The 25,910-nt window shown below is 52.1% G+C and carries 24 protein-coding genes; 3 read left to right on the top strand and 21 right to left on the bottom strand.

Annotation, left to right across the window (positions count from 1 at the left end; all coding sequences use genetic code 11):
- Positions 1–6 precede the first annotated feature (6 nt).
- The 12 genes from mraY to ACFO5Q_RS08880 all read right to left on the bottom strand — a co-directional run bounded on the left by mraY (position 7) and on the right by ACFO5Q_RS08880 (position 11,640).
- The gene (mraY, locus tag ACFO5Q_RS08825) at positions 7–1,083 is read right to left on the bottom strand and encodes a phospho-N-acetylmuramoyl-pentapeptide-transferase (RefSeq protein WP_068152016.1); all 1,077 of its coding nucleotides are present in this window, start codon (positions 1,081–1,083) and stop codon (positions 7–9) included.
- Positions 1,073–2,476: a UDP-N-acetylmuramoyl-tripeptide--D-alanyl-D-alanine ligase gene (locus tag ACFO5Q_RS08830; RefSeq protein ID WP_068152007.1), complete on the bottom strand. Its 1,404-nt coding sequence runs from the start codon at positions 2,474–2,476 to the stop codon at positions 1,073–1,075. Before ACFO5Q_RS08830 ends, mraY begins: the two co-directional genes overlap by 11 nt.
- A 49-nt stretch (positions 2,477–2,525) precedes the next feature.
- Positions 2,526–3,989: a UDP-N-acetylmuramoyl-L-alanyl-D-glutamate--2,6-diaminopimelate ligase gene (locus ACFO5Q_RS08835; protein WP_068152003.1), complete on the bottom strand. Its 1,464-nt coding sequence runs from the start codon at positions 3,987–3,989 to the stop codon at positions 2,526–2,528.
- A gap of 10 nt (positions 3,990–3,999) precedes the next feature.
- Positions 4,000–5,682 carry a peptidoglycan D,D-transpeptidase FtsI family protein gene (locus ACFO5Q_RS08840; RefSeq protein WP_068151999.1) on the bottom strand — a complete coding sequence of 561 codons (1,683 nt, stop codon included), beginning with the start codon at positions 5,680–5,682 and terminating at the stop codon, positions 4,000–4,002.
- The gene (ftsL, locus tag ACFO5Q_RS08845; protein ID WP_068151996.1) at positions 5,679–6,071 is read right to left on the bottom strand and encodes a cell division protein FtsL; all 393 of its coding nucleotides are present in this window, start codon (positions 6,069–6,071) and stop codon (positions 5,679–5,681) included. Before ftsL ends, ACFO5Q_RS08840 begins: the two co-directional genes overlap by 4 nt.
- Entirely contained in the window at positions 6,071–7,078 is a 1,008-nt protein-coding gene (gene rsmH, locus ACFO5Q_RS08850) for a 16S rRNA (cytosine(1402)-N(4))-methyltransferase RsmH (RefSeq protein WP_068151993.1), read from the bottom strand. The genes ftsL and rsmH overlap by 1 nt, the downstream gene beginning before the upstream one ends.
- Positions 7,075–7,542: a division/cell wall cluster transcriptional repressor MraZ gene (locus ACFO5Q_RS08855; RefSeq protein WP_068151991.1), complete on the bottom strand. Its 468-nt coding sequence runs from the start codon at positions 7,540–7,542 to the stop codon at positions 7,075–7,077. Before ACFO5Q_RS08855 ends, rsmH begins: the two co-directional genes overlap by 4 nt.
- 404 nt (positions 7,543–7,946) lie before the next feature.
- The gene (locus ACFO5Q_RS08860) at positions 7,947–8,612 is read right to left on the bottom strand and encodes a hypothetical protein (protein WP_068151989.1); all 666 of its coding nucleotides are present in this window, start codon (positions 8,610–8,612) and stop codon (positions 7,947–7,949) included.
- Between the two features lie 3 nt (positions 8,613–8,615).
- Positions 8,616–9,170: a hypothetical protein gene (locus ACFO5Q_RS08865; protein ID WP_068151987.1), complete on the bottom strand. Its 555-nt coding sequence runs from the start codon at positions 9,168–9,170 to the stop codon at positions 8,616–8,618.
- Positions 9,163–10,098 (bottom strand): CBASS oligonucleotide cyclase, encoded by a 936-nt coding sequence (locus tag ACFO5Q_RS08870; RefSeq protein ID WP_068151984.1) that lies wholly within the window; start codon positions 10,096–10,098, stop codon positions 9,163–9,165. The genes ACFO5Q_RS08865 and ACFO5Q_RS08870 overlap by 8 nt, the downstream gene beginning before the upstream one ends.
- Positions 10,098–11,096 carry a hypothetical protein gene (locus ACFO5Q_RS08875; RefSeq protein WP_068151983.1) on the bottom strand — a complete coding sequence of 333 codons (999 nt, stop codon included), beginning with the start codon at positions 11,094–11,096 and terminating at the stop codon, positions 10,098–10,100. Before ACFO5Q_RS08875 ends, ACFO5Q_RS08870 begins: the two co-directional genes overlap by 1 nt.
- Positions 11,077–11,640: a 7-cyano-7-deazaguanine synthase gene (locus tag ACFO5Q_RS08880; protein WP_068151981.1), complete on the bottom strand. Its 564-nt coding sequence runs from the start codon at positions 11,638–11,640 to the stop codon at positions 11,077–11,079. The genes ACFO5Q_RS08875 and ACFO5Q_RS08880 overlap by 20 nt, the downstream gene beginning before the upstream one ends.
- Positions 11,641–11,922: 282 nt before the next feature.
- Between ACFO5Q_RS08880 and ACFO5Q_RS08885 the strand changes: the two genes are divergently transcribed.
- Positions 11,923–12,960 carry a tyrosine-type recombinase/integrase gene (locus tag ACFO5Q_RS08885; RefSeq protein ID WP_197421281.1) on the top strand — a complete coding sequence of 346 codons (1,038 nt, stop codon included), beginning with the start codon at positions 11,923–11,925 and terminating at the stop codon, positions 12,958–12,960.
- Here the strand turns inward: ACFO5Q_RS08885 and ACFO5Q_RS08890 are convergent.
- From ACFO5Q_RS08890 to ACFO5Q_RS08910, 5 genes are all read right to left on the bottom strand, one after another.
- Positions 12,914–13,894 (bottom strand): TniQ family protein, encoded by a 981-nt coding sequence (locus ACFO5Q_RS08890; RefSeq protein WP_068151975.1) that lies wholly within the window; start codon positions 13,892–13,894, stop codon positions 12,914–12,916. The genes ACFO5Q_RS08885 and ACFO5Q_RS08890 overlap by 47 nt on opposite strands.
- Positions 13,891–14,766: a TniB family NTP-binding protein gene (locus ACFO5Q_RS08895; RefSeq protein ID WP_068151974.1), complete on the bottom strand. Its 876-nt coding sequence runs from the start codon at positions 14,764–14,766 to the stop codon at positions 13,891–13,893. The genes ACFO5Q_RS08890 and ACFO5Q_RS08895 overlap by 4 nt, the downstream gene beginning before the upstream one ends.
- Before the next feature lie 9 nt (positions 14,767–14,775).
- Positions 14,776–15,009, bottom strand: coding sequence for a Mu transposase C-terminal domain-containing protein (locus ACFO5Q_RS08900; RefSeq protein ID WP_068151972.1), 234 nt, complete (start codon positions 15,007–15,009; stop codon positions 14,776–14,778).
- Positions 15,009–16,610, bottom strand: coding sequence for a Mu transposase C-terminal domain-containing protein (locus tag ACFO5Q_RS08905; RefSeq protein WP_068151970.1), 1,602 nt, complete (start codon positions 16,608–16,610; stop codon positions 15,009–15,011). The genes ACFO5Q_RS08900 and ACFO5Q_RS08905 overlap by 1 nt, the downstream gene beginning before the upstream one ends.
- Positions 16,611–17,003: 393 nt before the next feature.
- Positions 17,004–17,354, bottom strand: a complete 351-nt coding sequence (locus ACFO5Q_RS08910) for a helix-turn-helix domain-containing protein (protein ID WP_068151966.1) — start codon at positions 17,352–17,354, stop codon at positions 17,004–17,006.
- Between the two features lie 126 nt (positions 17,355–17,480).
- On the opposite strand from ACFO5Q_RS08910, the gene ACFO5Q_RS08915 reads away from it, so the two are divergent.
- Both ACFO5Q_RS08915 and ACFO5Q_RS08920 read left to right on the top strand, forming a co-directional pair.
- Positions 17,481–17,738 carry a hypothetical protein gene (locus tag ACFO5Q_RS08915; RefSeq protein ID WP_068151963.1) on the top strand — a complete coding sequence of 86 codons (258 nt, stop codon included), beginning with the start codon at positions 17,481–17,483 and terminating at the stop codon, positions 17,736–17,738.
- An 89-nt stretch (positions 17,739–17,827) separates the two neighbouring features.
- Positions 17,828–18,616, top strand: a complete 789-nt coding sequence (locus tag ACFO5Q_RS08920) for a metallophosphoesterase (RefSeq protein ID WP_068151962.1) — start codon at positions 17,828–17,830, stop codon at positions 18,614–18,616.
- 118 nt (positions 18,617–18,734) lie between these two features.
- Here ACFO5Q_RS08920 and ACFO5Q_RS08925 read toward each other — a convergent pair whose 3' ends face one another.
- The 4 genes from ACFO5Q_RS08925 to ACFO5Q_RS08940 all read right to left on the bottom strand — a co-directional run bounded on the left by ACFO5Q_RS08925 (position 18,735) and on the right by ACFO5Q_RS08940 (position 25,848).
- Entirely contained in the window at positions 18,735–19,526 is a 792-nt protein-coding gene (locus ACFO5Q_RS08925) for a metallophosphoesterase (protein WP_068151958.1), read from the bottom strand.
- Between the two features lie 223 nt (positions 19,527–19,749).
- Positions 19,750–21,519 (bottom strand): OPT family oligopeptide transporter, encoded by a 1,770-nt coding sequence (locus tag ACFO5Q_RS08930; RefSeq protein ID WP_068151955.1) that lies wholly within the window; start codon positions 21,517–21,519, stop codon positions 19,750–19,752.
- Positions 21,516–22,556: an osmoprotectant NAGGN system M42 family peptidase gene (locus tag ACFO5Q_RS08935; protein WP_068151952.1), complete on the bottom strand. Its 1,041-nt coding sequence runs from the start codon at positions 22,554–22,556 to the stop codon at positions 21,516–21,518. The genes ACFO5Q_RS08930 and ACFO5Q_RS08935 overlap by 4 nt, the downstream gene beginning before the upstream one ends.
- Positions 22,557–22,635: 79 nt before the next feature.
- Positions 22,636–25,848, bottom strand: a complete 3,213-nt coding sequence (locus ACFO5Q_RS08940) for a TonB-dependent receptor domain-containing protein (protein WP_197421279.1) — start codon at positions 25,846–25,848, stop codon at positions 22,636–22,638.
- Positions 25,849–25,910: the final 62 nt, after the last annotated feature.

The following is a 25,910-nucleotide window of genomic DNA, read 5'->3' on the forward strand; positions in this document are numbered from 1 at the left end:
TCGCCCTTACCTCAGCTTCAATGTTGCCAGGCCCGCCAGGGCCAGCACGATGGCAATGATCCAGAAGCGGATAACAATTGTCGGCTCCGCCCAGCCTTTTTCTTCATAGTGGTGATGCAGGGGCGCCATCCGGAACACGCGCTTGCCTGTCAGCTTGAAGCTGATTACCTGCACAATCACGGAAATGGTCTCGAGCCAGAAAAGGCCACCGATGATGCCAAGCACGATCTCATGCTTGATCACAACGGCTATGCTGCCCAGCATGCCGCCGAGTGCCAGCGAGCCGGTGTCGCCCATAAACACCATGGCTGGCGGCGCGTTGAACCACAGGAACCCAAGCCCCGCGCCAATCATGGCAGCGCACAGGACGGTCAGCTCACCAGCACCGCCAACATAAGGGATGCCGAGATAGTCGCTATAGACCGTGCTGCCAACCATATAAGCGATGAAGCCAAGCGCCGCACAGGCAATGATCACCGGCACAATCGCCAGGCCGTCAAGGCCGTCGGTCAAGTTCACGGCATTGCCTGCCCAAACCATTACCAGCATGGCGAACGGCACATAGAAAATGCCCAGGTTCACAAGGAAGTTCTTGGCAAAAGGCAGCGCAAGCTCCGTGCCGTCAGCCGAAGAGAGCCACCAAGCCACCCCACCTGCGATAGCGAATTCCAATAGCAGCCTGATCTTGCCAGATACACCGCCACTCGAACGCTTTGTCACCTTGAGGTAATCATCCACGAAACCAATGGCCCCAAACCCGAGGGTAACAATCATCACCGCCCATACATATTTGTTCGACAGGTCAGCCCACAGGAAAGTGGAGATGCCAAGCGCCAGCAGGATCATGAAACCGCCCATGGTCGGCGTGCCTGCTTTTGCGACAATATGGCTTTGCGGGCCGTCTTCGCGGATCGGCTGCCCTTTCTTCTGCTTTGCCTTCAGCCAGCGAATGATCATGGGCCCGAAAATGAAGCAGATGATCAGCGCCGTTACCACAGCACCACCACTCCGGAAAGTAAGGTACCGGAACAGGTTGAAGAAGCCACCCTGGTCAGCGTATGGGGCAAGCAGGTTATAAAGCATTGGCTACTCCCGCCACTCTGGTGGCGTTTTCCTGAATTTCCTGATCGTTTTGCTCAAGCAGCTTATTGACGATGCTTGAAAGGCCTGCGCTGTTGGCGCCTTTCACCATAACGGCGTCACCATCCCTGAGGTCCCGGATCAGCTCATCGGCACCATCGGCAATGGACTTGCACGCAACTACATCAACGCCAGCTCTCCTTGCAACATTTGTAATCTCGGGCCCGAAAGAATAGATTTTCGAGACGCCAAATTTGGCGATATCTGCCGCCAGCGCCTGATACACGACTTTCGCGTCATCACCCAACTCGCGCATATCCGCCAGCACGGCAATCCGGCGGCCGAACTGCCGAAGTGGCACAAGCGACAGGCGGCGTAGCGCAGCCTTCATGCTCAGCGCGTTGGCGTTATAACTGTCATCCAGCAGGGTAACCTGTGCGTACGGCAGGTTCAGCGTATGGGTCCGGCCGCGGCCGGGTTCAGCTTCCAGTGACGCCAACGCCATCGCCCCATGCCCAAGGTCTCCACCCACAGCTTTCACTGCCGCCAGCACCAGAAGGCTGTTTTGCACCCACTCACGACCAGGTTGCCCAATCTTGTAAGTGATTGGCGTACCGGCGATATCTGCGGTCAGGCACGTACATGTATGATGTTCGGTCATCCGAAGCGGCCGCACATCCGCCGCGCCAGTAACAGAGACGGTCAGAACCTGGTGTCCCAGCGTTTTGGCCGCATCAACGAGAATGTCAGCATATGGATGATCGATATTGATCACCGCGACACCGCCATCTGTCAGACCTTCAAAGATTTCCGCCTTTGTGCGGGCGATATCTTCCACACTGCTGAAGGCTGCCGTATGCGCTGCCCCCACGCCGGTTACAATCGCCACATCAGGACGCACAAGCGTTGCGTTGCGGCGAATTTCGCCCGGACCGCTCATGCCAAGCTCAAAAACACCGAAGCGGCTTGCCCGGGTCATACGCGCCAGCGAAAGCGGCACGCCAACATGGTTGTTATAGCTTTTGATGCTGGCATGCGTGCGGTCAACACGCTCAAGGGATTTCCTCAGTGCGTGAACAACGCTTGTTTTCCCCGCACTGCCCGTCACGCCAATGATTTTCGCAGGCGCTCGGCGCCGGGCTTCGCCTGCCATCAGGCGCAGTGATTCAAGTGTGTCCGCCACGTGCACAAGGCGGGTATCCCCCTGGTCGAAACCGTCCACGCTCTCGCTCACAAGTGCGGCAACAGCACCGCGCGCGAAGGCGTCGGCCAGATAGCTGTGACCATCTTCATGGTCGCCCTTGAGCGCTACAAAGAGATCACCCGGCATGACTTCACGACTATCAGTTTGAACACCATCCGCGTACCATGGCCGCGCATTAAGGCCGCCACACATTGCCCCCAGTTCCGCTGATGTCCATAATGGCTCTTTAATAAACACCCTCTCAGCCCCCGTTTCCTGCACCCTGAGCGACCAGGATTTCCCTGACCGTCACAATGTCGGAGAAAGGCAGCACGGTCTCCCCAACCGTTTGGCCTTCCTCATGTCCTTTACCGGCAACAATCAGCATGTCACCGGCCTCGAGCGATGCGATCGCAGTTTCGATCGCTTTTCCGCGGTCACCAATCTCGATGCCTGACGCACAGGCCACCTTGATTTCAGACCGAATGGCAGCAGCGTCTTCCGAGCGCGGATTGTCGTCAGTGATGTACACTTCGTCCGCAAGTTCGGTGGCGACAGCCCCCATTTGCGGCCGTTTTCCGGCATCGCGGTCCCCACCGCAGCCGAATACGACCTTGAGTTTGTTTGGATTGTGCGACCGGGCGGCCTTCAAGACCGTGCGCAGGCCGTCAGGCGTGTGGGCATAGTCCACGAACACAGCACCACCAGTGGTACTTTCGCCGATCAGCTCCATCCGGCCCGGCACGCCTTCAAGGTCTTCAAGCGCCATCAACGCGTGCCTTGGCTCGCCGCCGGAAATGATCACCAAGCCTGCTGCCACAAGGGCGTTATGGGCCTGGAAGGCGCCCACAAGGGGCAGATTAATTGTATGCCTGTGCCCACCAAACAGAACTTCGATGATTTGCCCTGTTGCCGTAACTTCCTGATTCAACAGGCGAAGCACAGCTTTTTCATGACAGCCCACCGTCAATATGCGTAAGCCACGCGCCCAAGCGATATCTTCAAGGATAAGCCCCCACGGGTCATCCACATTGATCACCGCACCCGCGCCAGGCCCAAGAAGCTCGCCGAACAAACGGGCTTTTGCGTAGAAATAGCCCTGTTCTGTGCGGTGATAATCCATATGGTCGCGCGTCAGGTTTGTAAAAGCCGCAGCCGAAAGCCGCACGCCGTCAAGCCGGTATTGGTCCAGACCGTGGCTGGAAGCCTCAATCGCAGCATGATCGACACCCTTTTTCGCCAATTCCGCCAGCACTTCATGAAGCCCCATGGGATCAGGCGTCGTAAGCCCGCCAGGACGCTTAACCACACCCGAACGCACGCCAAGTGTACCGATGCTGGCTGCTTCAAAGCCAAGCGCCTGCCAGATCTGCCGGGTGAAATCAGCCACCGATGTTTTGCCGTTTGTTCCGGTCACGGCTACTTGCGTCTTCGGCTGGGTACCATAGAAACGCGCCGCCAGCTCTGCATAGCGGCGGCGGGGATTGGCATCCTCGATAACGGGAACGCCCGCACCTTCAACCGCTGTTCCCTCTGTGGTCAATATTGCAGATGCGCCGGCCTTGATCGCGTCAGCGATATACTTGCGACCATCCACCTTGGTTCCGGGCAGAGCAACAAACAGATCGCCAGGCTGCACGCGGCGACTGTCCACCGTCATGCCGGTGATGGTGACATCCCCGGCTACGCGGCGTCCGCCAAGCAGTTGTGCAAGCGTTACTGTCATTGCCCCTTCCCTACTCCTCGATCATAAGGGCGACCTGCTGATACAGGCCTTCGTCTTCCCGTTTCGGCGCAACCCCAAGAAGCGGAGCCGAGCGCAAAATCACATTTTTCACCACGGGGGCTGCAACCCAACCGCCCGAGCGATAGCCAAAAGTTTCCTTCGTGCCGCGCGGCTCATCCAGAAGCGCGAACACCACATATTGCGGATCGTCCATTGGGAACACGCCAACGAAAGATGAAATCAGCGCTTTTCTGTCATAGCCGCCAGCGACCGCTTTCTCTGCTGTCCCCGTCTTGCCGCCCACGCGGTAGCCAACAGCCTCAGACCGGCCACCAGTCCCCTTGGTGACGGCAAGACGCAGCAACTGCCGGATCTTGCGGCTGGTGTTTTGGGAAATCACCTGCTGCCCTTGCCGCCAATTGTCATCGTTGTGCGTGAGTGTGGCAGGAATAAGCCTTCCGCCGTTCACCATTGCGGCAATGCCATTCACCAGTTGAATAGGGCTGACGGCAATGCCATGACCATAGGAAATCGTCATGGTGGACGACTTGCGCCAAGTGGCCGGATAGATCGGGCTTCCCACCTCCGCGAGCTCAATGTTTGTTGGGTCAAGGAAACCAAGCTCACGCAGGAAATTCTGCTGTTTCTCTGCCCCTAAGTCGAGCGCCATCTGCGCCGTACCGATGTTAGAAGAGTAAGCGAAAATTTCCGGCAGCGACATGAAGCGCGCCTTCGGGTGATCGTCGCGGATCGTGAAGCGCGCCACATGCAGCGGCTTGGTGGCATCATAGCCATCCTCAAGCGTGGCAATGCCCTGATCAAGAGCTGCCGCAAAAGTGAAAGTCTTGAAGGTGGAGCCAAGCTCATACACGCCCTGGGTAGCGCGGTTAAAGCGCTGCTGGTTCGCCACACCGCGAATATCGTTCGGGTCATAGTCAGGCAGGGACGCAAGCGCGATCACCTCGCCCGTATTCACATCCATCACGATACCCGCGGCACCAATGGCGCGGTGCGCGCTCATCGCAGCTTCAAGTTCGTCTGTCAGGGCATACTGAACGCGGATATCAAGGGCCAGCTTGATCGGCTCGTCCGTGCGATTTGCATCATTCAGGCGGTCGTTGAAGAAATATTCAACGCCCCCAAGACCGTTACCGTCCACATCAACATAACCAAGCGCATGGGCTGCCAGGCGGCCATGAGGGTAAACACGCTCTTCTTCGCGCTGGAACTGAAGCGCCGGTACGCCAAGAGCATTTACCTGCCACTTTTCGCGCGGGCTCAGCTTTCGTTTCAGCCAAACAAATTTACGCTCGGACGAGAGCTTTTCTTCAACTTCAGACAGGCTCAGGTCCGGCAGCACCTCAACAAGGCGCGCCGCCACTTCAGCCGGGTTCTTCACCTTGGACGGATTGGCATAAAGGGACGAAGTTTCAAGGTTGGTTGCAAGCACTTCGCCGTTGCGGTCCAGAATATCCGCGCGCGCCACCTTCACCGGCGGGATCACGATCTGGCGCTCAGCCACCTGCTTGGTTTCAGGCGTCGACAACCCAAGCTCGATGGTGCGCACCACCATCACAGCGAAGGCCGCAAAAAACAGCAGAACCGCAACCATCAGGCGGTTGCGGGCAACATCAAGCGCGCTTTTGCGCTCCCCTTCAAGGGACAGACGCTGATATGCCGTTGTCGCACTCACAAACTTTGTCCTTTCCTGTCCTTATCTGTCTTGTCGTGTTTCTTGTTTTCTTCAGGCTGTGCTTTGGTAGGCAGAAGCACCCCTGGGTCCTCCCCCGCCTCAATCCCCTTCGGCCGGAACGGGATGCGGGTGATGTCTGTAACCACCTGCTCTGCACTTGGCGGCATCAACGCCAGAAAGCGGATGGATTTTTCCTGCAGCGACCGCGGTGTGGTCAGGAAGGCCCATTCGGCCTCCAGCACCCGGATCGCCTCACGGTCCTCGTGTATCTGCTGCGCCAGCGCCTCGACAATCTCGGCCTTCTCCTGAACCGCCAGCTTCAGTTGCAACACGGCCGCGCCAGATGCCAGCGCCGTTACAGCCGCACAAATGGTAATCATCCGACGCATCAGCCCCTCCCCCGTTCAGCCACCTGCCTTGCAGGCGCTTCAGTACGAATAGCTTGGCGAAGCCGGGAGGAACGCGCGCGTGGATTAACTTCCAGCTCTGCGTCTCCTGGCTTCGCCGCTCCCTTGTTCTTTTGTTCAAATGTTGGCGCAGCCCCCTGGGCCACCGGCCCCGGACGATGGCGACTACCGCCACTCATGCGGCCACTGCGCTCTGCCATGAAATTCTTGACCATGCGGTCTTCAAGCGAATGGAAAGACACCACAACAAGGCGGCCACCGGACGCCAGAACCTGCTCTGCCCCTTCAAGGCCGCGCGCCAATTCCCCCAACTCGTCGTTCACATGGATACGCAGCGCCTGGAACGTCCGCGTGGCTGGATGCACAGTTTTCTGCCCCTTGCGCTGTGGCGGGCGGCCGATAACCCGCTCGATCATGTCAGCGAGTTGCTTGGTGCGCGTGAAAGGTTCATTGACACGATCTTTTACAATCGCAGCCGCAATACGGCGGGATTTCCGCTCCTCGCCATATTCATAAATAATGTTGGCCAGGCGCTCTTCTTCATATGTATTGACCACATCAGCCGCGCTTTCGCCCGACATGCCCATCCGCATATCAAGGGGCCCATCCCCCATGAAGGAGAACCCACGCTCTGCCTCATCAAGCTGGAAGGAGGACACACCAATATCCAGCATCACGCCATCAACGGCTTCCACGCCTGCAGCGCTCAAGAGCGCGCGCATGTCACCGAAGCAGCCCTCAAGGATATCGAAGCGGTCACCAAACTCGGCCTTGAAGGCATCGGCACGCCTGATGGCATCGGGATCGCGGTCAATGGCGATTACTTTGCAGTTGGCTGCATTCAAAACTGCGCGCGTATAGCCGCCAGCCCCGAAGGTACCATCCACATACACTTCGCCGTCTTTTGGCGCGAGCGCCTCAACAACTTCGTTTAAAAGAACAGGGATATGTCCGGTGTGATGATTAGCTGTGCTGGAGGCGGCAATCATGCCTGCCCCCCGCCGCCGAAGGGCGGCAAATTGGGCGCAGTCTCAGACGCCAGCGCCAACTGTTCTTTTTGGTGCGCCTCATAGGCCGCCGTGTCCCAGATCTGGAACTTGCGGCCAAGCCCTACAAAGGTAGCCGCACCATCAATACCAGCAAATTCGCGGAGTTCGGCGGGCAACATGACACGGCCTTCGGGGTCGAACTGAAGCTGGCTGGCACCGGCAAGAATGGCGGTGGCGACAGACATTTGGTCGGGGTTGAAGGGCCCAAAGTCGCCGTAGAGCCGGTCAGACAGCTGTTCAAGGAAGGACATGTCCGCGCCTTCGATGCACGGGAGGTTAAGCGGACGATACACGACAACACCAGGGAAATGGCCACCGGAGACAGCCGAACGGAAAGGCGCAGGAACGGACACTCGCCCCTTCTTGTCGACCTTGTTTTTAAATGTGGACAGGAAAAATGCCATTGCCCATCGGTCCCCGTTTTCTCCCCCCGCCGCTCGCCGCCAAACGATAGACAGGCATTCGGATCGTCATCCGAACCTATTTGGGATATCATGGGTAAACATGGTTGGTCAATGGGATTGCATGGGAAATGGTGAACTTTCTTGGACACCAAACTCGGCAAAACAAGTTGATAAAATTCATTTAAATCAATGCAATAGACATGTTTGTTTATCTTTTGTTCCAGGTTCAAAACGATTTGGGACGCCCCCTGAAACAAGGAAAGTCGGAAGGCTGAGTTTGATGAAGCGCCTAGTGTCACGCGACAGTAAATCTGTCCGCCGGCGCCGTTAGACTCAAAAGTTGCGCATCCGCGCAACATTCGAAAATCGGCTTCAGGACAAATTCTCAAAAATGGGAAATAATGTTACGCGGCAAATGAGGAAGTATTTTGCGATCTCAAAACACCGTATCGCCAGAGAGTGATATCAACGACAGGGATACTTTCACCCACCATGCTGGAGAGCGCCTCACAAAAGGCGTCGACACACCGAAAACCCTGCTCTTCCGCCAAACGAACCAGATGACGGTCGTTTTTTGCGATTGGATAACCAAGGTTCTTGGCAAGATGTTTTGCTGTTATAGGCCCAAGCATCGGCAACTTTTCAATATAGACTAGTGGCGCCCTGTCAATCTCCGCTCGAACTGCAGAAAACCCAGTAACATCTACCTTTTTCGCAATTTCGAATATTGCCTCAGCTTTACGTCGATTACGGAATACTTCGCAGGCCAATCCAATACAAGTATTGCCTGCATCAACAATTTCTGCCGCGCTTTCCCAATCACAAAACGCCAATGAGTAGCAATCAAAAATTTTTCGGATATGGGCTTCCTTGAATCCAGAGCACAAAATGACCCAAGCAGCCTCCCTCAAAAACGCGGTTTCGTCATAACCACCATCTTCAATTTGACACTGCCAATCACGCTCCCATGAATAACCAGCTGATAAAACTATCTGCCGGGCATGAGCGTAAAAATCTGTCAGGCTATTGTGCGCAATCATTTTGGCCCCCTCCAAACCAAAAAGGCGCATACCTTATTTCCTGGTATGTTGCCACCAAAGTTTTAGCTTTATCACCCAAAGAAAGGTTCCGGGAGAAACATCCAGAGCCCTACTGAGAGCCACCTTTCTTTTGTGATACTGCTTGGTCTTCAAGAAAAGACTTTCTGGGACTTTAGCACATTTGTCAGAAATTACGGCATAGCTCGCATTTACGGCGGCCACCGTATCGCTGTTGATACCGTCCTCCTGATCCAGAAGTGCAAGAATTTCTCGCTTTTGCTGGGATAGGTTATCGACGGTTTGCCCGTGGCTATTCTCTTTACCTTTCCAGTCGACTTTCCAGCTTACTACTGATGCCACAAACACAGTTAATGACAAGCCCCCCAACCACAACTTCACATCGACAAGTCCGCCGACTATTCCTTTAATATCCGCAAAAGCCAAAGCGGAAAGAGATGCGCTCAGAACCAACAGTATTACATCCAGCGTCGATGCCCGGCGAGCATATCGATCCCTCAACCACGCATGCTGAGATATCATTTGATCAATCAGCCCACACAGCTTCTGAAGCTTTTCAACATTATTCATAACTAACGCCCAGAATGTCTTCCCATCGATCCCGCGACTGGAACGCGGAGGCATTCATCATTCGCTTTGATATACGGTTGAGCAAGTGGCTCATCTCCTTCCTCTTAACGCTATTCTGAGCCCCCAAATACTCATCCACATGTACCGACTGCCCCGAACTATCAGTGATCGGTCGAAGTATTGCTTTGCTGGCACGGTCGAAAAAATAAGGCAGCATACTGGATGTGCTGGGTTCACCCTTGTATCGCTTGAATACGTCAACAGCCAACGCCTCCACATGATATCCAGACAAATGCCTAGATGGCGGCAATTCCGCTAGCACCTTTTTTGCGAGCTTGATCGTAGGAATTAGTTTTTGATTCAAGTTGGCATTGTACTTGGACAAGGTTTTGGAAAACTTCCGAAGGTCGATCCCGGACCATCCCTTTCCATCCCAACTGGGAACCCGAAGCTTTGTTCCGTCGCGGACGGCCGGTATTATCTGGAATTCTTTTCCATCAGGCCTAGTAACCGTAACCGCCACAGCACCAACACGAACCTCGCACCCCTCCAACTTTGCATTAATATTCGCGGCAATTCTTGCTAACAAATTCGCTGGGTTACTATCTTTAACGGTCAGATTGCGAAACACGGCCAGGGCATCGATGTCACTAAGCCCTTCAACATAAGTGTTCTTGGATACAGAGCCACCAAATCTCAATCTGATCAACGGGCTATCAATAGCCTCGGAAATAATCCCCCGCAGCTCCTCTCTTATCGCCATATCCCCATCGGCATCTCGGTCATTAATACCCGGCAAAACTTCGTTCAATAGCCGCTGGAGCTCTTCACCAAATCCCTTCGCAAGTTCATCTGTGGTCTGCTCAATCTTCTTCTGAATCTGACTACCGGAATATTCCGAATAGTATCCGCCTCCACCACCACCCATCATACACCTCCAACTCGCGCCATTAGGTCGTCCATGCAATTCCGAAACAGCCCATCATAACCATCGAACACCCCGAAGTCCTCAGCATTTAGAAAACGTCGCATCTGCGACTGCATAGTCATCAGATAATTACAATTTCTCTGGTGTACGTGGGAATTTATCGAAGACTCTATCGTATTCCTGTCTATTTCCAACGCCGCAAAATTGTGCCGGTAAATTGCCAGATGGTTGTGGTATGCATATCGAAGCCAAGTCAGGCCATCAAATATGTCAGCACCCGCCAGAAAATAGAGATGGGAAGAGATCGGGTCTAGGCTACCAAATATGTGAATCGGCTTATCCAAGCCAGCATTGTCGAACAATGCGCGAAATTGGTACACTTTTTCAACGCGTTCATTGATAGAGCGCCCTAATTCCTTTTCCGTAAAGCCGATTATATCAAATTCCGCAAGATCCCCAACATAAGGCGCAATTTGATCTGGCCAAACAAAGCCTGCTCGCTGATCGCCTCTAGAGGCCCTCCTTTCCGCTTTAATTAGTATATCGGAACCAGCGTTAGGAAACTCTTCGAACAATCGCCGGGCTCTATTGATTTGAGCACCAATATTTAGCCTTCTGTTCGGATTGTCGTAACTTACAAGGACCGTAGCCTTTGGAAACTTCCAGTGCCGCAAGGTCTCAAGATGCTGCTCCGGGGTCCAGGTGCGGCTACCTTGGTGGTTGTCCTCCATATTTGCATCACTCAGATCAATTTCTTTCCCAAATTCATAACCGCCGCTATCTACAAAAAGTAACTCCGAGAAATTCCAATTGGTCTTTAGGATATGCTTGTAGTGAAGATCGTAGGCACTTATGAGCGCTTGATCGTTTACGTACTCCCTTGCCCCATCAATAATTTTTTTAATATCGGGGAACCCCCGACTGGAAAAAGATGGAACAATCATGGGAGTACTGAATGGTTGCTCACCAACAATAAAACTACGCCTTGCCGCCCTCACCCAACATCCCCCTATCTTTGCAAGACAGACATTTTCCACACGGCACATCTGCCCCAATTTCACAACTATAGGTTAATTCAATCGGAATATTTTGATGAATGCAATAATTAAATATTTCTGACTTATCCCACTTTAACAATGGCGCCACAAAACTTGTTTTGCCGAGAGAAATTTCCATTATTAGGGATCTTATCTTTATGAAAAAATCCTCACTACAGTCATAATAGCTAACACCACCATGTATTCCCATCACGATTTCATGATACGCAGCCATTGAGTACATGCATGCGATGGAGATCAATGCCATATTACGGGCAGGAATTTCGCCTTGGTTTGGGATCGCAATACCCGCGACATTAACCTTGTGAAGGGTCACTCCCAGGAAGGCTGAAACGTCATTTGCAGCCTTTCTTTCTTGGCCTGCAGACGGTTGGCCATAGTCAACAAATAGGCAAGAAATGTCCCTATTTTGCTTACGCATAAAATCTGCGGACACGAAGGAGTCTACACCTCCGCTTAGGAGAATAAGAGCTTTCCGTTTCATGCCACCCCTTAAACAGAATAAGCTATACAATTAAAAGCTACACCATAAGCCAGTCGACGAATACTACTTTAAAGGCAATGCCTCCGCTTATCGTCCCAAACGACTTTTCTTTGCGCAAGCTCTATTTAGGATGTGCAATTTAGCCAACACATCTTTTTTTTGGCTCTCGTTTTTATGTCCGATAACTTATGCTTATCGATCATAAATGTGGTATATGGATGCATGGCCCAGCCCCCAAAATCGCGGAAATCGGGCAAAAAAGCCCCCTCCTCCAAAAAAGCTTTGGAAAAGCAACAGGCTGGCCTTTTCTCCGCGGCAGACGAAGAAGCCGCCGTCCTGATGGGTTGGTTGCCGGTCCAGAATGCCCTCAAGGCCGAGCTGGATGCCGTTTACGCACGCGCCCAGAAACTCACCAAGATGGCGCGCTCGGAGAACACGCGCCGGGCCTACCGCACTGCCTTCACCCAGTATGAGACCTGGTGTCGCGGCGTCGGGGTCGAGCCGCTTTCGGGCGACCCCGGCACGGTGGCGCTCTATCTCTCTGTCCTGTCGCAAAAGGTGCGCCCCACCACCCTCAAGGCGCGCCTTGCCGCCATATCGGTCGCGCACCGACTGGCCGGCACCAAGCTCGACACTAGTCACGAAGCCATCCGCCTGATCATGCGCGGGGCCGCCCGCGAGAAAGGCCTTGCCCCCGTCCGCCAGGCGCGGCCACTGCATTATTCGATCCTGCCGGCGCTGGTGGATGTATTTGAGGCCACGCCGCTCGGCATCCGGAACAAGGCTCTGGTGCTCCTTGGCTTCGCAGCCGCCCTCAGGCGCAGCGAGATTGCCCATATCGAGCTTAAACACATCAACATAGGCAAAGACGGTCTGACGCTCACCCTGCCCCGCTCCAAGGCCGATCGCCTCGGCCAGGGCGAGACAATTTTTGTGGCGCGCCACCCAACAAAGCGGCTCTGCCCGGTAGCCGCCGTCGAGGACTGGATCGAGCATCGGGGCAAGAAGGCCGGCGCCCTGTTCCTGCGCGCCAACCGGAACGAGACCTTTAGAGACATGGGCATCAGCGAGGTCACCGTCAACAGGGTGGTCAAGGCGGCGATGAAGACGCTAGGGGTGGACGAAAGCGCCTATAGCGGTCACAGCTTGCGCGCTGGCCTCGCCACATCCGCGGCCGACGCTGGCTGCGACCTCAAGGCCATCATGGGCCAGACGCGCCTCAGGAGCGCCCAGCAGGCCATGACCTATGTGCGCGACAGCGAACGGCGGCGCGCTAGTCTAACTGCAACGCTTTTCGCGAAATCCCTATCATCGTATTGAAATGCTCCGGCATCCATACCCGCCTGGTCACGCCAGCATGATACTGCATGCCTTGATGCCTCGGCGCTCCGGCTCCCGCAAAAGCCACAATGGCGGCAAAGAATATTTGTCTACGGAAACCAATATAGGGAATGCCGTCAGGTGCCAGGCGCCAAATCCCCATCGTCTGATCGTGCTGAAATCGTTCTCGAAGCTGCGTGGCCGGTCGCAAAGGAGAGGCGAAAACATAGGGACGGGTCAGAATACCCCGCTCAATCAGCTTATAGATACCGAGCCTGACCCTTCCTATTCCGTCGCTTGCCCACCCACGCAGATCTTCGTTGATCTCAAAAAATACTTCCGAAAGATATTCGAGCAGCAACCACTGGTCTGTATCCGACCGATCAAACCAACTCATGCCCTCCGAGAAGCGAATGAGGGTATCGATGATTTCTTTATTGTCTTTTTGAACAGCCTTGAACTCGCCAAACTTTCTGCGCACCAAATGCTTGAATTTTTTCTGCCCCTTCAAAGACACAGGCAAATCCAGAAGCGGGAAGCGATGACGGCGGCAGCAAGTTTCGAAAACGAGTGACCATTCGCCGCGTCGGTATAGTGGCCTGCCCTGGTCCATATCCTCCAGCCAGCACATCAGGCAGGCGACTTTTCTCAGGTTGTACCGCATCAGGTAATACTTATCCTGCAAGATTTTGGGAAGCTCCTCAGGCTCCAATCCCGTTACCTTGGAGAGCAAGTCTCGAAGTTCTCCTCTAGCACGCCGATCAAAATCCCTTGGAATGGGGCCCCGCCAATTAATCGGCGCGGCGCGTAAGAACTGTAGGACACTAGGAAACTGATGGATTTCTGCCAATCGCTCAAGCCAACTGGTCATGCTCTCGCCTTGCTCCGGCGCAACAATCACCGGTAGGCGACGCCCAGTATCCAGATAGCTCACAGCTTGAATTCCTGGACGTCTTCTAACCTAATCTTTTCGTGGCCCGCCAGAAATTGCCGCCTAGCAATCTCCTTGAAGAAGGTGACGATATTGTCGGTCGTGTTCCCGGCATTTTTTAAAATCATTGCACCCGCTTCGAAGCTAAAAAGTCTCTCATCCGGAGCCTCTCGAAGTGGCATATAGGAAAGCAGCGTGCTGACAAACCGTTGCAAATTTTCGTCATTCTGCCACGGCGACAATGTATATGGTCGAAACCGCGTGCCCAGTTGGTCGTCCGCCAAAAAGAAACTTTCCATACTTTCCACACCAGCTACAGCCACAGGGATTTTGAGCTCATCGGAGAACCACTTGATAAGCTCGAGAACGCGCACCGCTTGATCGCCCGACACTTGGATGATGCGTTGCAGCTCATCAAACAAAAGGAGCTGAGGCCTTAATCCTGACAGGATCGTGGCCGCATGGAGTTGAAGTGCGAAACGCTTCAAACTTGGCACCGGAACATTTAGACGCCTCAGAAGCATCCTGATGACGGAATCTGAACAGGGCTCATTGGGTATTTTCAAAAACACGACCGGCCATACTGTCGTTTTGGTAACTCGATCAAATCTACTAGGATTTCGTCGTTCGTAGAGCTCCAGGATAAAACTCTTCGCCATGCCAGTAGGTGCCAATATCCGCCGACACGGTGGGCGCGTTCGCCCCGCACCGACTGCCTTTAACTGGTCCAGCATCTCCATAAGGTCGTTGACATAGGGCAAATTATAATCTTGATCTTGATCGATAAAGGCCTGCCTCTCCCTGGGGGAACGTGTGGCAATTTCCCGGACTTCATCATTGATCAGATGCCCCATATCGTTCGGTTGCTTCACCATACGCCGCTCCTAGAACGATCTGACACCAGCTTGGCCAGGCATTGCCCCCGAGCTACTGCCGACAGGACGAAGGCTTTTGAAAACTCGACCATCCTCAGCAACAATGGTGATCGCATCGCTATCTTTAACGCCATAAACCTGAACCCTCTGCCCGACCAAATTGCGGAGGCCAGGATGCCGATACCACTTCCCCATCACACGCACGCCCTGACGCATCACAGCTCTCATCCGACTGGCAGCCATCACCGTCCCTCCCGAGGTTCAAAGGGAAGCGGCCGCCCGGCACTAACAGGAAGATTCGGCACCGACTGAGCCGGAGGCAACGATGGCGTGGCGGCCCCATTTTTCCGATGGGATCTGATGCGATCAAACAGCAAGTCTCTTTGCACTGCGAGACCGTCAGCAATGTCTTTCTGTCGCTTCGCCTCTTCTTTCACGGCTAAAGTGGGCATATTGTCGATAGGCGCATCCATGTGGCGACTTTTCCCCGCCCGCCCAATAAGATGCAAATCAAAGGAAGGCGTGATGCCGTCAAGGCAAGCATGCACGATATCTAAATTACCTGGATTATATTTGATTTGGATATGCTGGCCGATAAGTGGCGCCAGCTGGGGATTGCTGTATTGGCGGTTCTGAAATCGAACACCTTGCTTGGTTACCGCCCGCTTCACCGACGGCAAGAAGGCTGACTGGACATGCACCTTGTCTGGCACCAGCCGGGTAGCGACTGGGCGCCTCGCCTGAAGGTCGAGAAATTTTTGAAGCGGGGTCATTTCCCCTAACTTGGAATGGGGAGTGACATGATAGATAAGGATTGTGGTGACAACCCATAACTCGACGTCTTCCAGCGTATAGACGCAGTTTTTTACCGCGTCATACCCCTGCACTTCACGCGTATTGCTGAACGTCGTTCCGGAAAGGCCATGTAGCTCCTGCATGAAGGTGCCAAGCAACCGCTCAATATGGCCGCCATAGTTTACAATTTTCCGGAACTCGACCTGGGCGCCAAGTAGCAGGCAGCCTGCTCTGAATGCATAGCTTTTGAAATCAGCGCCATGATCGCACCCAACCCAAATAGGGACATTGCATATGGGCCAGGGGTCAAGGATGCCAAGCGCCCTAAATTCCTCAAGGTCAATCCCCATAGCCTCAATCAGGGGGCCTTTCGGCAGAACCCCTCGCAACATGGCCAATCCAGCACTGCGCGCAGATGGTGCCTTTAAGCCGATGTAATAGCCGAACACCATCCGGCTAGCGACATCGATCGCCAGCGTGAGCCAGACCCTCTTCTTCCCCATGCCAAAGAGCGTCAGGTCAACGATCAAGTCCATCCTGGTGTGATCGATCTGAATTTGGTCCAACGGCCATGCGACCTCATGATGGTTCGGATAGAGCCGTAAATCCCGCGGCTCCTTGGAGATCATTTTCGCTCTGGCTTTTGCGATCTCGGAGACTTCCCCAATTTTCCGCTGCATGTATCGTAGCGACGGATATCTCAGGTTCCGTCGCAAGCATAACCATTTTACCAGTCGATAAGGGCGCTTGGCAGGAATTTTCTCCTTCTTCCTAAGACGCCACTTTATCACCCGCGAAATAATGTCCAGTGTTTCAGACGGAAATTTGGGCTTACGCCCTGGACTGGCCCTGTGGCCGGGCTTGAGGCTATCTGCGACGGGCGCGGTCTGAAAATCCTGTATCCACCTTCGAATGGTCCGCTCGGATTTCCCAAGTAATGCAGCAGCCACTGCAATGTCGGCAACACTCCTGTTTGGATCCATTGCCAAGGGCCGGATAATTCTGACCCGCTCTTGCATAATATGAATTTTGTCTTGGGAGTTAGTCACCCTCGCCTCCTTTTCCTAAATATAGAAAAAGAGAGCATTTACAAATATTTGAGTCCATATTGACAGGAAAAGTTCAATTTATTGAACAACTTATGGCGATGAGGAAGTAGTAACCAGACATACTATATGTAGTAGACTCGAAAATATATACTATTCAATATTTGATGCACAATAATATTTATTATGCACCCATTTATATTAAAATCACATTATAAATAATTATAACTTCTATATTTTAGGATTTTTTTTAGATTTGTGAGATGCACAATCATTTAGCAGCCTAAACCATCAACTACCGCGACTGACCAGACCATAGCTAATCAACGATGCAACTACATCAACATTGTCTTCGGACTCCTTGTTGTCGAGAAATGAAGCCGCAACGCCGACCTATCAACCTTGGGCATCAAGGATCGCTTTGATCGCACCCTGCGCAGCTTTCAACGTCTTCAGGTTCATCGAGGTAATCTCCGCAAAAATCTGCGCTTCGATTGCTCTCTGCTCCGCCGATTTCGATACACCACTCGCATCAGTCCCGTCCCATATGAGATCATCGAGACTGCACTCAAATGCCTGCGCCAAATCGATAAGTGTCAATAGATTCGGAAGGTTCACGCCGCGCTCGATGAGCGAAAGAGTGTATACTGATCGCCCTGATCTGGCAGCCAACTCTTCTTGCGACCAGGTACGCTTTTTTCGCTGAGCGCGAATCCGCAGCCCAATTTCTATCTTTGGATTCTTCATCCTAGTAATTTGCTACTAGGATAGAATTCATAGAATATATAGAGTTACTATTTGACGATAAAAACTAGCATATATATACAATATTTATCACGTCGGTGCATGTGCACAAAAAGTGAAGAGGTAGCCATGTTTGACAACACACCAGAAAAGATCGCCGCCGCGCATGAGTTAGAGCAAAGGCTGATTAATGAAGTATTCGACTATGTCAATGAAGACGACGAGCGCGCGGGTCTTGGCTTAAATGCTGCCTTTCGAGCCTGCATCACTCTGACCAAGGGGTCAACCATGACTGCCCAAACTCGAATGGCTTTCGCGCAACAAGTCTATTTAGAAATGACCAGCGACCTGGCTCTTTCCACTATTCGTGGGCATCAAGGCCAATAAACTCTAAATATCGACAAGCGAACCCTAGTTGGTGTTCTTTGCGAAGCCTCAAAACGGCCCCACGATATGCAACAAGGACTACAGCTATAATGGGCAAATTGCCGTGCCACATTCATTCCAGCCATAAAGTTATAGATTTGACTGAAACTGGACGGGCTTTTGTGGTGGGTGATTTGCATGGCTCATATGACGAATTGCGGCATGAATTAGACCGCGTCGATTTTAACATCCAACAAGATAAGCTCCTCATCCTCGGCGACATCGTAGATCGTGGCAAGCAATGTTATGAATGCGTAGGCTTGCTCGCTGAGCCGTGGTGCTATGCTGTCCTTGGTAATCACGACGAGATGATGGCTAACTCAGTCGCGCCAAGATCTGAAAAGGCATTTTGGCGCGCGAATGGTGGCGGTTGGTTTGATCTCCTCAGCCAAACGAAACAGGAAGAAGTCCAAGCTATTTGCGATCGCTACGTCGAGCGACTCCCCATCAGCATGACCCTCATTCTAGCCGATGGAGCAACCATCGGGCTCATACATGCAGATGCGCCGGCGGATTGGCATGACGCAATGACCGGCAAGCAACCGCGAATGGAAGCACTTTGGGGGCGCAACAGGATCAGGAACCAAAACTGCCGTCGCGTGGCCAATGTTGATCTTGTCCTTGCGGGACACACCTCCAACCGGAACATAGTCAAATTGGGCAATGTCAGATTTTTGGATACCGGATCGGGATTCAAAAACGGCTATCTCACGGTGATTGAAGTTGGCAATTCGCTTGAAGAATTGAACCAAAACATCGAGCGCCAAATTGCCCAAAACGAGGCCAGAGAACGGCCCGACATAATATTTGAGCTGGTTGGCGACTACCCAATGGGCTGACTAATCGGCAACATTCCATCTGCCGAGGCCAAGAGCGAGTACTACGCCCTGCTGGACGAAAGTCCCATATCCGCTTAACCTACACTAATCCGTCTCCGATAATCCCCGAGCGGCTGTGTCAGATTTCAATGACACCCCATTCAAACGGTTCAAGCTCTCCAGGATAGCCACCTTGTCGTGAAACTATCCGGGTTCGGCCTATCGTCACCGCCATTGAATAATGGGTGTGCCCGGCGATCCAAACATCTGGGGATAACACGCCGCTCTCGATTTTCTCCTGCCATCCATTACAAAAATAGGGCGACAAAGCATCCCCTTCATATTGAGGATCACTCATAAAGATAGGTGGAAAATGCGTAACAACAACTGTCGGTCCTTGAAAAGGCACTGCCAGTTCCTTTTCAAGAAATATGCGACTAACCTCATTAAACCCCGCCGTTTCAGCAGGGGTAAGAGAACGCGTTCCGCCGCCCTTGTTGCGGATACTAATCCGCTTGTAATCATTGACCGTGTTATAGGCCTCTTGACGTGCAATCGCCTCATTATCGCCAAGCTTGAAGTCCGTCCACAGAGCGCAGCCCAAAACCCTGACGCCATCGAACACAACAGCGTTGTTCTCTAGGAAATGCACCAAATCTTGCTCTGCTGCCGCAGATTGGCTAGCCTTCAAAAAAGCATGATACTCTTCACCGTAAAGCTCGTGGTTGCCAAGAACAGTTACGACGGGAATATGGAGTTCATCCGCGTAGGACTTGGCATATTCAATGAAAAGAGGTTCATTGTGGAGCCCTCCACGGCCTTTTGCGATATCGCCTGCAAGCACCAACAGGTCAACATCCCTGATAGCCTCCAATGACGGTCGAGCACCACCGAACTCAAAATGCAGATCGCTGCCAAATGCTATCTTCATCTTATTGCCTGACTGACCAATACTCAGAAGGAGAGTAACAGTTGTGGCTTTGGGAACACAAGGACTGCTGTTTGAGCAATAGCAGCCGCAGGCGAACTTGAAAGCTATGCCTCGAGTTGACCCTTTGCAGACAACGGACAAAAATCTCAGGCACAGCAGAAGAATATAACAAATTTTATCTGTTTAGTTTACGCATACTGTCCGTCGTCAGAACACTGTTCCCCTAACCAAAAGCTACGCTGACAATTGATGATATAACGCCTGTAATACTCTCCCCGGCAACAAGGCCAGACGCCGCAGCAATTAGAAATCTGCTACTCCAAGCATGGACATATTTTTGCAAGCAGAACGCTAAAACTGCGCCAAAACTCATTGCAATCGAAATAGACGCAGGAATTACAAACGCCAATCCTATAGCAGGAGCAGCTGGCAAATATTTAACCAGTTTGCGGGGCCCGAATCTTTCAGTCAGTGCCAGCAAGATACCTAATATGCCCCCAACTGCCATAGCAACCTGCGCATGGAAAGGGATCGAACTCATACCCTGCTGCAAAGTCTCAGCAACAATCTTCCAGGTTAAGACGGCCGGGGCCGGCCATTCTTCCGTAATCAACATAGTGGTGGGATCAGGTATAAGGGCTAGATATACAAGGGAGCCAACAATGGCACCCGTGAACACGCCAAAGCATTGTGCAACAATCTGAAACAGCGGATTGGCCCCAATAATTTGACCAGTCTTAAAGTCGTTCAACAAATCGGCACATTGCCCTGCTGTTCCCCCTGCAACATTTGCCGCCGTCAAGTTGGGCACCAGTTGCCCTGGGGCGAGAACACCAATATTTAGCTGAGTGATTTGCCCAATCGCGCCAATAGGTGGGATACCGGTTTCACCTACCACACGCCCGGCGACAACACCAAAAACAAAAGCCATAGGGAGTGCCACTAGAGCCAACCACCAAGCTGTATCAAACAAGACCATTTGCGCCCCGACCACCAAAACACTGGCAATGGCCAAGCCAACATAAACCAGCCTTCCGGGTTTATAGTGGGTGAGGCTGGCACCGTCAGTTTGACCTGCTGTCACGTCTTTTTTAAAAAGAAGGATAGCAAAAGACGTGATCGAAGCAAAAACCATCAACGCCACACCAGGCCACAAGAGCCACTCCACCACCCCAGCAAACCACACTGAATCAGTGGGAAAAGCTTCCACAGGTATCCAGCCTCGGCTGATCGCAAATGGCGCAATCATGCCCCATGCCAGTACAGCACCTGTCAAGAGCGACATACCTATTCTGATACCAATGATAGCGCCGAAACCGACCAACAAGGGTGAAGGGTCCAGGAAAAAGGTTAAGTTCTTTAAGGAAACAAAAGTGCTCTTGCTAGCACCCGCAATTTTCAAAGAAAAACTGGCAGGAAGAGAGATGCGCGGCAGTGAATACCAATATGTATCCACTGATTTTATCAACGAGGCGACAACTGCGGCACCTCCAAGCATATAAACCCTCCTAAGGGCCTCCTTCCCCTTGGCAAAGATATCGGTAATGACCTGTGCCGTCGCCACACCCGCAGGAAAGGGCAAAGGTGAGGAAACCAAGAAAGGTTTTAGCAAAAAAAACGCCACCCATATGCCAAGAAAGCTAACGGAAAACACCCATGCGATGAGCTGGTACCACGGCAGCTCTATTCCACTGACAAGTGCGAGTGCCGGGATAGGAGCGACCAAACCGCCTGAGATAATTGAAGCCGCAGAAGAAGCAGTTGTCTGATTGATGTTGCTTTCGTGAAGCCCCCAAGGCTTGGCCAATGCTGCAGACTGCATGAATTTCCAGAAAGCAAAGCTTAGCAAAGCAGACGTGATGGACATATTGAAAGACCAGCCAATCTTGAGGCCGGAATAAATATTACAGGGCGTTAAAATGGCGCCCAGAACAATGCCTGTTGAAATAGCCCGCGTCGTCAGTTCCCGTCTGGGTGTCGCTGCCTGGCTCATGCTTCACTCGCCATGTAGTGAGCAATTAAAGTTGCAGTAGCTACAAGCGAATCTATGTGGGTACGTTCATAGCCGTGGGTCGATTCTGTTCCGAACGCGATAAGCCCATTCACTAAATCTAAGCCTGCAACTTGGGCAGAATGCGTATCACTTTTGTAAAACGGATAAGAATCAAATTTGTAGGGAATTTCGTTTTCGACACATAGACTTTCAAGCTTGTTTAGTAGTGTACGGTCATAAATTCCACTTGTATCGAGAACACCCAAATTGACGGTGTGTTCACTGGAGTTTTGTCCGACGGCTACAGGGCCAATATCAACAGCCACAAGCTCGCCAACATCGGCATCTGGCGCGTGCGAGCACCCACATCCTGTCTCCTCTGCTACCGTAAAAATAGGATGACATTCTACGGCAAGCGTACGATCTAATTCTCTTACGGCTTTCATCGCTGCCAACAAGCAGGCAACCCCTGCCTTGTCATCCAAATACCGCGAATAAATATAGCCGTTTGGTAGGAACTCTGAATCCGTGTCGAGAGCAACTATATTGCCTACATCCAATCCTAGTTCACGGGCATCTTCAGCTGAATGACAGTCGGCATCCACGCGTAGTTCAATCATATTCCAGTCAACGGGCTGTTTATCAATAGCCTCATTAAATACATGCCCTGCTGACTTTTCCGGAAGAATAGAACCCCGATACTTTTCACTTTGAGAATAGACCGTGACACGTGCGCCTTCAGCAAATCTGGACGACCAGTGCCCCAAAGGCCGTATCTTCAAACGACCATTTGGTTTGATGCCCACAACCATTGCACCCAAGGTATCCAAATGCGCGGAGATGGCACGATCGGGGCTTGTTTGCGCACCATCAAGCGTCGCTACAATTGTCCCTCGGCGTTGTTGTTGCCATTTTACACCAAGACTATCTAGTTCTCGGCGTATATATTCACACATGTCTTCCACCATCCCCACTGGCGAAGGGATAGCCAGCATGGCTCTAAGTTGCGCGACAAGGTAGGTTTGATCAATCTTCATAAAAGCCTCTAACCCAAGAGAACATTGGCGCTTTCAATAAGCGCCAATGTTGGTTTCTTTCACAGTAGTAAGTGGTCTGTTAGAGCTTCATACCCACACCGAAGTAGAAGAAGCGCCCTTGCTGGTCATAGATCACAGCATCATCCCCAAAGGCACGGGTCTCAGGCACACGAGCCAACAGCGGAGGCGCATTGTCGAACACGTTGTTCACGCCAACATAGAAATCGGTCCGGTCATTAAAGGAATACCGAACCTGCAAGTCGGTGTAAAATTCACTACCGGTCCGATTTGGATCGTGAAATTCTTCAGGTTCAGAAAGGTCAAAGACCTGGCTCCCGAAAAAGCGTTCATACAAACTTACCGTCAGGCGGTCATTTCGGTAGGTGGCCCGAAGGTTCGCTATCCATTTCGGATCACCAAGCTCCCCTGCCTCTCTATCCGGCTGTGACTGGCCCTCCTGAGCAAAAAAGTTCAGCTTGTCGAGGTAAGTCGCGGTTAGCGCAAAATCGAGCATACCATCGGTTTTGAACGCTTCATCCAGATGCAAACGGTAGCGCATCTCAAAATCAAAACCAGCGGCTTCAAAAGAAGCAACGTTGATCAGTTGGCTGGATACCGACTGAATGTTCCCATCGTTACCACGACTTACAGATGCACAAAGAGGGTTGTCTATTGAATCGCCATCTACGCAACCATTCAGAAGAACCTGAGCAGGAAAAGCATTTACTGCGTCTTTAATATCGATATTCCAATAGTCTACCGTCAGACTGAGGTCCGGAATAAAGGACGGCGTCACAATAACCCCCAAGGTTAAAGTATCCGCAGTTTCTTCCTGCAAGTTCTCGTTTCCACCAGAGAGGATAGCTGTTGTCACAGCATCCGTGTTGGATTGAAAACCAGGAGCAATACCCAGCGCCGCACAATTGGAAGCCCGAGTTGCGGACCCGGCGTTAATAAAATCAACATCACACGGATCGTTCAAAAAGACGTTGCTTTGCTCAACCGCGGCAAACAGCTCTCCAATATTTGGTGCTCGCACAGCCTGTGAAAGGACAGCACGGAAACGGACATCTGAAACAGGTGTCCAATCAGCACCGATCTTCCATGTGGTTGCGCTACCGATGGTGCTGTAATCTGCGTAACGCACAGCGCCCTCAAGGTTAAACTCCTGAGCGAAGGGAACATTCCTCAAGACTGGCAAACTTGCCTCTGCGAATAGCTCCCAGACATCATAACTACCCACAGTATCTGCCACAGGCGAGATACCGAACAGGTCGCCGCTGTTACGAAGGGCTCCCTCTTCCGTAGAAGAACTTTCATCACGATATTCTGCACCAAATGCGAACCCGACTGGTCCTCCAGGAAGCTCCACAGCTCCCGCAGTATCACCAGTTACAGTAAAGTTGACTACATGCTGCGTTAATTCGCCTTGGGTAAGGAAGTCTACATGGCTGAAGGCCAAGGCTTCCGATGTTGCGGCGTTTGGCCCCAATATATTCAGGGGCACACAACCACCAGAGGCGTCACGACAAACAATATTTCCATCAGCGTCCAAAATGGCATCAATCTGCTGCAGATATCTGCTGTTAATTCGTTCATTGATGAATTCTGTTGTGTTTTCAGATCGGCCATACTGATAGTGAAAAGTATAGTCGAGAGTATCTGACAGACGGCCTTCAATACCTGCATATAATTGGATTGTATCGCGCTGTGACCGTGATTGACGACCGCCATGATCAACATTGGTTCGGGTTACATAAAATCCGTCTAGGCCATCAGCCGCAAGGATATCACTTAGTGCTTCTGGAACATACGGGTTGTCGGCAAGAATAAAAGATCCAGGAATTCCCGTAAAGTCACCAGCAAGTCCGAAAGTGGGTTGTCCATCAGTTTCACTTTCGTTGCGGGCATATTTGGCATCGAAGAAGAACCGCATGTCATCTGAAAGATCATACTTAAAGCCACCTGACAGGATCATCCTTTCAACAGGAACAGCAAGGAGGTCATACGCCGACAAGTCAACGAACCCTCCACCTTGCGAAAGATAGGACAAGACAAGTGTTCCCATGTCTTGGGAAACAATATTGCCGTTTGAATCAAAGGTGAATGGACCACCAAACTCGGAAAATGATTCAAAGTTTGGTCCAACTACTTGCCCACCTGCAGGCGTACCGATGAATCCAGTGTTTTCAAAAAGAATCTGGTCCGCAATGCCGTCTGATGAACTTGTATTATTTGGGTTTGGCGCGAAGCGAAGATTTTCCCTCGCATAGCTTCTATTGCTGGCACGGATTACCGATGACTTATCATAGGTCGCATTTACGTAAATGTTCCCCCGGTCGTCAGCAAAATTTGTCCCTCCAGTTAAAGACAAAGAATAGGTCTCACCGTCTCCTTTATCCGAAACGCCAAAGCGACCATCGACCGCCAAACCTTCAAAGTCGTCCTTCAGGATAAGGTTCACGACACCAGAAACCGCGTCGGCACCATATACCGCGGATGCACCACCGGTGATAACCTCGATACGGTCAACGAGAGCAGATGGAATAGTATTAGTATCAACGGCTGCACTACCTGGTCGGCTTCCCACATGACGCCGCCCGTTGACAAGTACAAGGGTACGGTCAATGCCTAAGCCGCGTAAGTTTAGAAAGTTCGTACCCGCCTCTTGTGCATCATCAGTTGTATTCACATTGCCAGTCGTCTGTGTCGCCCGAATGGCAGGCAATTCATTCAATGTGTCCGCCAGTCGGGTATCACCATTTAGCGCCAAAGCTTCAGAGTCTAATATGGTAACAGGCGTTGGCGTTGTGGTGCCTGAGCGCCGAATACGCGAACCAGTAACAACAATTTCATCAAATTCCGTAACGGCGGGCTCAGCCTCGGTTCTTGTCACACTGGGATTTGCCCGGGCCTCTTTAGCTGCGGGTACCGCGCCGGAAGCTCCTCTGCGCCTAATGACAACTGTTTTGGCGCCTGTAAAAGTCGCCGCGTAATCTGTTTTTTCCAGCAATATGTCCAGTGCCTGTTCCGCCGTGTAGGCTCCACGCAAACTCCCAACCGCCTCCCTCGCGATCATGCCGTCACTAAACAAGTGCTGAATTCCAGTGACATCTGTAAACACCTGCAGCGCCTCTCCCAAATTTTGGGCAGAAATGTCAAATTGATACTTCTCCTGTGATGCAACTTGGGCGGCCATTACCGGACTAGAAACAAGATTTGGGATGGCTAGTAGCGGTATCATGCTGACTGCTGTCAACAGGCTAAAACGGGCAGACTTATTCTTTATCACGGTTTCCTCCATTCGTAACTTTTGCGCTCTGCCACCCGTTAACGAATGGATGCAAAAAACCT

It is taken from the genome of Kordiimonas lipolytica, from assembly GCF_042651265.1.
GTDB lineage: Bacteria > Pseudomonadota > Alphaproteobacteria > Sphingomonadales > Kordiimonadaceae > Kordiimonas > Kordiimonas lipolytica.

Coding starts and splice junctions, on each gene's coding strand:
- mraY (WP_068152016.1), bottom strand. CDS start 1,083: ATGCTTTATAACCTGCTTGCCCCATACGCTGACCAGGGTGGCTTCTTC.
- ACFO5Q_RS08920 (WP_068151962.1), top strand. CDS start 17,828: ATGGGCAAATTGCCGTGCCACATTCATTCCAGCCATAAAGTTATAGAT.
- ACFO5Q_RS08910 (WP_068151966.1), bottom strand. CDS start 17,354: ATGAAGAATCCAAAGATAGAAATTGGGCTGCGGATTCGCGCTCAGCGA.
- ACFO5Q_RS08870 (WP_068151984.1), bottom strand. CDS start 10,098: ATGGGTGGTGGTGGAGGCGGATACTATTCGGAATATTCCGGTAGTCAG.
- ACFO5Q_RS08925 (WP_068151958.1), bottom strand. CDS start 19,526: ATGAAGATAGCATTTGGCAGCGATCTGCATTTTGAGTTCGGTGGTGCT.
- ftsL (WP_068151996.1), bottom strand. CDS start 6,071: ATGCGTCGGATGATTACCATTTGTGCGGCTGTAACGGCGCTGGCATCT.
- ACFO5Q_RS08880 (WP_068151981.1), bottom strand. CDS start 11,640: ATGAAACGGAAAGCTCTTATTCTCCTAAGCGGAGGTGTAGACTCCTTC.
- ACFO5Q_RS08855 (WP_068151991.1), bottom strand. CDS start 7,542: ATGGCATTTTTCCTGTCCACATTTAAAAACAAGGTCGACAAGAAGGGG.
- ACFO5Q_RS08935 (WP_068151952.1), bottom strand. CDS start 22,556: ATGAAGATTGATCAAACCTACCTTGTCGCGCAACTTAGAGCCATGCTG.
- ACFO5Q_RS08895 (WP_068151974.1), bottom strand. CDS start 14,766: ATGGTGAAGCAACCGAACGATATGGGGCATCTGATCAATGATGAAGTC.
- ACFO5Q_RS08830 (WP_068152007.1), bottom strand. CDS start 2,476: ATGTGTGGCGGCCTTAATGCGCGGCCATGGTACGCGGATGGTGTTCAA.
- ACFO5Q_RS08900 (WP_068151972.1), bottom strand. CDS start 15,009: ATGGCTGCCAGTCGGATGAGAGCTGTGATGCGTCAGGGCGTGCGTGTG.
- ACFO5Q_RS08835 (WP_068152003.1), bottom strand. CDS start 3,989: ATGACAGTAACGCTTGCACAACTGCTTGGCGGACGCCGCGTAGCCGGG.
- ACFO5Q_RS08865 (WP_068151987.1), bottom strand. CDS start 9,170: ATGAATAATGTTGAAAAGCTTCAGAAGCTGTGTGGGCTGATTGATCAA.
- ACFO5Q_RS08860 (WP_068151989.1), bottom strand. CDS start 8,612: ATGCGCCTTTTTGGTTTGGAGGGGGCCAAAATGATTGCGCACAATAGC.
- ACFO5Q_RS08930 (WP_068151955.1), bottom strand. CDS start 21,519: ATGAGCCAGGCAGCGACACCCAGACGGGAACTGACGACGCGGGCTATT.
- ACFO5Q_RS08915 (WP_068151963.1), top strand. CDS start 17,481: ATGTTTGACAACACACCAGAAAAGATCGCCGCCGCGCATGAGTTAGAG.
- rsmH (WP_068151993.1), bottom strand. CDS start 7,078: ATGATTGCCGCCTCCAGCACAGCTAATCATCACACCGGACATATCCCT.